Raw genomic sequence first — 7,278 nt, 5'->3', positions numbered from 1 at the left:
CGCGTTCACCCCGGCCTAATGAAAAACAAGGTCATAAATGCTGGTTAACCATTCCAGGATCATCAGCCGGTCTCATGATGCCAGCCGAAGCATCCGATGGAGTCTTTGAAACCCAGATTGAAAAAGCAGGCTGCATGAAGGGGCGCCCCTAACATGCCCCGCAGCCGGAAATAAAGATGGAACCCGGGCCGCCCGCGTCACGAGATCCCCCGAGAGGCAGCGTGCGCCTTTCCGTTCGCTATCGTGAAGTTCGGGAAACACTCCTGACGACCTCTCCCCGGCCGCAAAGCCTGAGACCCCGTTCGATCAACATTTCTTATCTTATTAAACGTCTCATCCCGCGGAATCCCTCAAGCTGTCCGATCCTCGGGCCCAATATCAATAGCCGGCACGAAGCCGCGCACCCGGACGGCGCCTATAAAGACCCTCAACAGGGACAGGCGACGCCTTCCTAAAGCTTTCCGATTGTTCAGGACTTCAAGGGATGGTGTGTTTACAGCGAGCATGCACGCATATACCACGGCCACGCGCCCTTTTTCGAAGTTTTGAAGCCTTATCCAGGCCCGAGTCCTCATGCCCCGATCGCGAGTTCCCGGTTGGACACTCCTTGGCGCGGCGATCGCCGTGGTGGCCGGCTACGCGCTGTGGCACGGCGCGGGAACGCACAACGGCCCGTCCCGCGACGCGGCACAGGCTCCGCCGGTTCCGGTCAAGATCGCAACCGTACGAAAAGGTGATTTCCCGATCTATCTGACCGGCCTTGGAACCGTGCAGGGATTCAACACCGTCGTGGTCCGCACGCGTGTCGATGGCCAGATCGAGCGGATCGCCTTCAAGGAGGGGCAATTGGTCGAGAAAGGCGACCTGCTCGCCCATATCGATCGGCGGCCTTACCAGGCGACGCTCGACCAGGCCAAGGCCAAGAAGGCGCAGGATGAAGCCAATCTGTCCAATGCCGAACTCGACCTGCAACGCTATACCAAGCTCGGCGAATTCGCGACGCGGAAGCAGACCGACACCCAGCGATCGATGGTGAAGCAGTTGACCGCGCAGATCGCTGCGGACGAAGCCGCGGTTGTCAATGCGCAGACCCAACTGGACTATACCAGCATCCGCGCGCCGATCGCGGGCGTCACCGGTTTTCGTCTTGTCGACCGGGGCAACATCGTCAATGCCTCAACCCAGACCGGCATCGTCACCATCGCGCAGATCGAGCCGATCGCCGTGATCTTCACCGCGCCGGAAAACCAGCTGCCGCAAATCAAGGACGCCATCGCAGCCGGTTCACCGAAGACGATCGCGTATTCCCCCGACGGCAAGAGAATGCTTTCCGAGGGAATGCTGATGCTGATCAACAATCAGGTCGATACCGCGAGCGGGACCATCCGCCTCAAGGCGGTTTTCGAGAACAAGGATCACGTCCTGTGGCCGGGCCAATCGGTTTCGACCCGTCTGCTGGTGTCCACCGCGAAGGATGCCGTCGTGGCTCCCGATGACGCGATCAAGCATGGAACCGACGGACTCTATGCCTACGTTGTCAACAAGGACAACAAGGCTGAGTTTCGCAGGATCACGGTCGGCAAGTCGATCGACGGCGAAACCATCATCGAGAAAGGGATTGCTCCGGGAGAACGCGTCATTGTCGCCGGACAGTACCGGGTTCAACCGGGATCGGTCGTCACCGAAACGCTCGCAAGCTCCGGGTCATCGGACGACTAAAGTCTGATTCAACGTAGTTGAAACAGACTTTAGTGTTCTTTTCGAATCCGAAGTTCGCGAGAGAAAGTCCTGCAAATGAGCCGTAATTCGGATTCGGGACACTAGGATGAACGACAGCCTATCCGCGCCGTTTATTCGCTATCCCATCGGAACATCACTACTGATGGCGGGTATCCTGTTCATCGGCCTGGTGGCGTTCCCGCTGCTTCCGGTGGCGCCGCTGCCGCAGGTCGATTTCCCCACCATCCAGATCCAGGCGAACCTGCCGGGCGCGAGCCCCGAAACCATGGCGTCATCGGTGGCGCAGCCGCTCGAGCGGCAGATGGCGCAGATTCCCGGCGTCGCGCAGATGACGTCAACCAGTTCGATCGGATCGACGTCGATCACGGTGCAGTTCGACCTCAACCGAAACATCGACGGGGCGGCCAACGACATCCAGCGCGCCATCAACGCCGCCGGCGGCCAGCTACCGAAAAACCTCCCGAGCCCACCGACCTACCGCAAGGTCAATCCCGCCGACTCGCCCATCATGCTGCTCTCGGCGACGTCGGATACCCTGCCCTTGACCACGGTGAGCGACAACACCGACACCCAGCTCGCGCAGCAGATCAGCCAGATTTCAGGCGTCGGACAGGTTATTATCGGAGGCCAGCAGAAGCCCTCCATTCGGATCCAGATCGATCCGGCCAAGCTCGTGGCCAAGGGTCTGTCGCTCGAGGATGTCCGCAACCAGATATCCGTGACCACGGTGAACAGTCCGAAAGGCAGCATCGACGGCGGCACACGCAGCTACACGATCTACGCCAACGATCAACTGACCCTGTCGAAGGACTGGGGCGACGTCATCATCGCCTACCGTAACGGCGCCCCGCTTCGAATCCGCGACATCGGACAGGCGGTGACGGGCCCGGAGGACAACAAGCAGGCCGCGTGGGCCAACGGCAAGCGCGGCGTATTCCTGATCATTTTCAAGCAACCCGGCGCCAATGTCATCGACACCGTCGACCGGATCAAAGCGGAGTTACCCCGCCTGATCGCGGCGATCCCGCCGGCGATCAAGATCGACCTCATCAGCGACCGCACCACCACCATCCGCGCGGCGGTCGAGGACGTACAGTTCACGCTGCTGATCACCGTCGTGCTCGTCGTCCTGGTGATCTTCCTGTTCCTGCGCAATTTCTGGGCGACGATCATCCCGAGCGTCACGGTGCCGCTCGCCCTGCTCGGCGCCTGCGCGCTGATGTGGCCGTTCGACTATTCGCTCAACAACCTGTCGCTGATGGCGCTTACGATCTCGGTCGGCTTTGTCGTCGACGACGCCATCGTCGTGCTGGAGAATATCAGCCGCCACGTCGAAAAGGGAGAAGAGCCGATGGCGGCGGCGCTGAAAGGCGCGCGCGAAATCGGATTCACGATCCTGTCGATCAGCATTTCGCTGGTCGCCGTGCTGATTCCGCTGCTGCTGATGGGCGGCATCATCGGACGCCTGTTCCGGGAGTTCGCGGTCACGCTGGCGATGGCGATCCTCGTGTCGCTCGTCGTATCGCTGACGTTGACGCCGATGATGGCGGCGCGCTTCCTGCGCCGGCATGACAGCGTTCGGCACGGCCGCCTCTACCGGCTCAGCGAGCGCGGTTTCGATGCCATGCTCGACGCCTACCGCCGCGGCCTCGATCTCGTGCTGCGCTGGCGGCGGACCACGCTTCTGGTGTTCTTCGTGACGCTGGGTTTGTCGGTCTACCTGTTCATCATTATACCGAAGGGCTTTTTTCCGCAGCAGGACAACGGCATGATCCTCGGCACCTCCGAGGCCGCGCAGGACATCTCCTTCGCTGAAATGAAGAAGAAGCAGGAGGAGCTCGGCCGCATCGTGCTGGCTGATCCCGCCGTGCATAGCATCGCCATGTTCATCGGCGGCGGCGGCAGCGCCCTCAACAACGGCCGCATGTATGTCACGCTGAAGCCGCTCGCGGAGCGCGATGCGTCCGCACAGCAGGTGATCGCGCGGCTGCGGCCAAAGCTTGACCAGGTGGAAGGCGCGCGGCAGTTTCTTCAGGCGTCGCAGGACGTCCGGCTCGGCGGTCGCGCCACCCGCACGCAGTTCGAGTATACGCTTCAGGATGCGGATCTGGACGAATTGAACACCTGGGCGCCGAAGGTGCTGGAGAAGATGCAGGCGCTGCCCGAACTCCGAGACGTCGCCACCGACCAGCAGACCGGCGGCACCACGCTGACGCTGACGATCGACCGCGACGCGGCGTCGCGTTACGGCATCTCGCCTCAGCTGATCTCCGACACGCTCTATGATTCCTTCGGTCAAAGACAGGTCGCGCAGTACTTCACGCAACTCAACACCTACCGCGTCATCCTTGAGATTCTGCCCGAACTGCAGGGCAGGCTCGATACGCTGGACAGGATCTATCTCAAATCACCGCTCACCGGCGAGCAGGTTCCGCTTTCGGTTTTCGCCAGCTGGACGACGGTGCCGGTGCAGCCGCTGTCGATCAGTCACCAGGGCCAGTTCCCGGCCATCACCATCAGCTTCAATCTCGCGGAGAATGCATCGCTCGGCGACGCCACGGCCGCCGTTCATAACGCCATGCGCGAGCTCGGTACGCCCGGTACCCTCAACGGCAGCTTTCAGGGAACGGCGCAGGCGTTTCAGCAATCGCTCGGCACGGTGCCGCTCTTGATCCTCGCCGCGCTCGTCGTCGTCTACCTTATCCTCGGCATTCTCTACGAAAGCTACATCCACCCGATCACGATCCTGTCGACGCTGCCGTCGGCGGGCGTCGGGGCGCTGGCGACGCTGATGCTGTTCGGCTACGATTTCAGTCTGATCGCGCTGATCGGCATCATTCTGCTGATCGGCATCGTCAAGAAGAACGGCATCATGATGGTCGACTTCGCGATCGCGGCCGAGCGCGAGGAACATCTCACGCCGGAAGAATCCATCCGCAAAGCCGCCCTGCTCCGCTTCCGGCCCATCATGATGACGACCATGGCGGCGATGCTTGGCGGCGTACCGCTGATGCTGGGCACAGGATCAGGGTCAGAGATTCGTCAGCCGCTCGGCTATGCGATGGTCGGCGGGCTTCTGGTCAGCCAGGCCTTGACGCTTTTCACCACGCCGGTCGTCTACCTCTATCTCGACCAGTTATCCAACTGGCTGTCCGGTTCAGGCCACACCGGTGATCGCAACCTTTCGAGCCACGCCTCGATCAAGGAAGCGGCTGAATAGCGTCGGCTTCAGCGGCAATCATGCAAGGAAAATGGCGTCTTTGCGCCATGGCAAAACATACATTTGAGCTAGATGTATTCTCGGCCCGTCGAAATCAACAAGGGAGATCGACATGCCAACTGAAACAATCCTAGTGACCGCGTTGGTTGCGGGCGTCATCGCCATATTCTCGCTGGCTTTAGCTTATGGGCAGCGTCAGACGACAGCTTACCACCGTGAGCACCCGCAAAAGTAAGTCCGCCGGGATGCATCGCACATGATGCACGATAGGGATGGACGGCGACCCATAGCGTTTTCGAGCGAAGCATGCCCTTTAGCTTCAACCCAAGGATGGGATAGCGGGTTCGTGTGAAGAAAACGTGGTATATCAAAACCATAGAGCGCCCGCTTCTGATCCTGTCAGAAGTGAAAAGGCTCCAGGGTTTTCCATAGGTCGCCGTCCGAACCTTGAATAAATGAAGACAGCGGATTGAGAAAATGGCCGCGAGACGTCGGCCGATCCGGACAAACAATTCCGCCCGTATCATTCAAATAAGCCGTTTATTCAATGGTTTATTGAACTCTTGAAAACTGAACTCAAGCAGGCCACCAGCCTCTCGTGGCCGCCCAAATGCTATCGCTAGAGCATTTTCCGGCGAAGTGGATACCGGTTCGCCGCAAGAAAATGCGTCAAAACAATAATTTAGAGCCTCGCTTCTGATTCAATCAGAAGCGAGGCTCTAGTTGCTCCGGGACAACCGGTGCTGACGGCCGCACAGCCCTGCGCGGGCACCAATTCACCGATTCCATTGTAATGATTGAGATGGCTGGGGAACTAGGATTCGAACCTAGACAAACAGAGTCAGAGTCTGTTGTGCTACCGTTACACCATTCCCCAATTGATGAAAGACACCAAGGCGTTATTTGATATCGCCGAGATCGTGGCTTCGCAACGAAGATGCAGGTCGTTCTATCCGCTCGCTCCCTCACTTGGCAAGCGTGCGAACGGTTACGGACCTTTTTCTTCACCGCATCGATTCAATTCCGATGTTGCCTCTTTGCATCAGCACAGCCGAAAACCGGCCTCGTCGGAAATGTATCTGGCATTTTCTTGTCGTCCTTATGGTTTTGGCTGGGCCATAAGAATGAAAGAACAATTAAAGAGTTCAGGGAAACCTGACGTGAACGGCAGGGGACGAAGAAAAGGCAATGGCAGGCGACAAAATCCGGCATTTACCAGTAACGCGTTGCATAAATCTGGGCTTTCGCGGAGAATCGCGAGCCTTGCCGCGCTGGCGCAGGATCATGAAGAGCAGCACCGCCTTGGCCAGACTGATGCCGGCGGGAGCCATCGCGGTGATGGCGGGCGCCATGCCGCTGCCATTCGCCGACGAAGCCAGAGCGCAGGCGGTATGGATCGGCGGCACGGACAGCGATTACCATACGGCCTCCAACTGGAACCCCGCCGCGGTCCCCAATTCAACAGTCACAGAACTCCTGTTCGGTGCCACGGCTTTAAACACGACAGTATCGGCGACCGAGGGAAGCAACGCAGGCGCCCTTGTATTTGAGGCTGGCGCTCCGTCCTTTGTCTTTAACATGGGTCCGGCGCCCACTGGCTTCGGATTACATGGCGCCGGCATCGTCAACAATTCCGGTTTGGTCCAGACCATCAACCTGAATAACGCCGGCCTGATAATGCGCAATAACACCTCTATGGACGCGAATGTCGTCCTGAACCTGACCGGCACCGCTCAGATGGATTTTAACGACGCTTCGAGCGGTGGTCTGGCGGCATTCAATCTGAACACCAACAATGGCCTGCTGATACTCGGCAACAACCATGCCGTGTCCTTGGGATCGTTGAGCGGAACAGGTTGGCGGGTTCAGTTCAGTGGACACAATCAATCGCTAACCATCGGCGGCAACAATCAGTCGACGAGTTACTCAGGCCAGCTTTGGCAGGCAGCCTCCGGCTCCAATGCATCGTTGATCAAGGTCGGCACTGGCACGCTGACACTGTCCGGCACCACCAACTATACCGGAGGCACGACGATATCCGGCGGCACGCTGTCGGTATCGAACAACGGCCATCTCGGCGCATCCTCAGGCGCGCTGACCCTCAACGGCGGCGCGCTGCGAATCACCGGAAATGCTTTCAGCTCAACGGCGCGCAACATCACCCTTGGCATGAACGGCGGCAGTTTCGATATCGCCAGCGCGAGCAATATCTTCACGACAACGCAGAACATCGGCGGCCCGGGCGGCCTGACCAAGATCGGCGCGGGAACGCTGGCCCTCGCCGGCAATAATACATATGCGGGCGCAACCACGATCAA

The 7,278-nt window shown here is 59.4% G+C and carries 3 protein-coding genes and 1 tRNA gene; 3 read left to right on the top strand and 1 reads right to left on the bottom strand.

The genetic code is table 11. The features are described from left to right. The first annotated feature begins 573 nt into the window (after positions 1 to 573). Together NWI01_RS18215 and NWI01_RS18210 are read left to right on the top strand one after the other, a co-directional pair. Positions 574 to 1,719, top strand: coding sequence for an efflux RND transporter periplasmic adaptor subunit (locus tag NWI01_RS18215; RefSeq protein ID WP_141385354.1), 1,146 nt, complete (start codon positions 574 to 576; stop codon positions 1,717 to 1,719). A 106-nt stretch (positions 1,720 to 1,825) separates the two neighbouring features. Beyond that, positions 1,826 to 4,960 carry a multidrug efflux RND transporter permease subunit gene (locus NWI01_RS18210; protein WP_141385353.1) on the top strand — a complete coding sequence of 1,045 codons (3,135 nt, stop codon included), beginning with the start codon at positions 1,826 to 1,828 and terminating at the stop codon, positions 4,958 to 4,960. Between the two features lie 803 nt (positions 4,961 to 5,763). On the opposite strand, the gene NWI01_RS18205 is transcribed toward NWI01_RS18210, so the two are convergent. Next, a tRNA-Gln gene (locus NWI01_RS18205) sits at positions 5,764 to 5,837 on the bottom strand. A 407-nt stretch (positions 5,838 to 6,244) separates the two neighbouring features. Here NWI01_RS18205 and NWI01_RS18200 point away from each other — a divergent pair. Further along, positions 6,245 to 7,278 (top strand): autotransporter-associated beta strand repeat-containing protein (locus NWI01_RS18200; RefSeq protein WP_181410588.1); only part of this gene is annotated, 1,034 nt, incomplete at its 3' end.

The sequence above is a fragment of the Nitrobacter winogradskyi genome (genome assembly GCF_006539545.1).
In the GTDB taxonomy this organism is placed as follows: Bacteria; Pseudomonadota; Alphaproteobacteria; order Rhizobiales; family Xanthobacteraceae; genus Nitrobacter; species Nitrobacter winogradskyi_A.
This window is presented reverse-complemented; position numbering and strand designations above follow the sequence as displayed.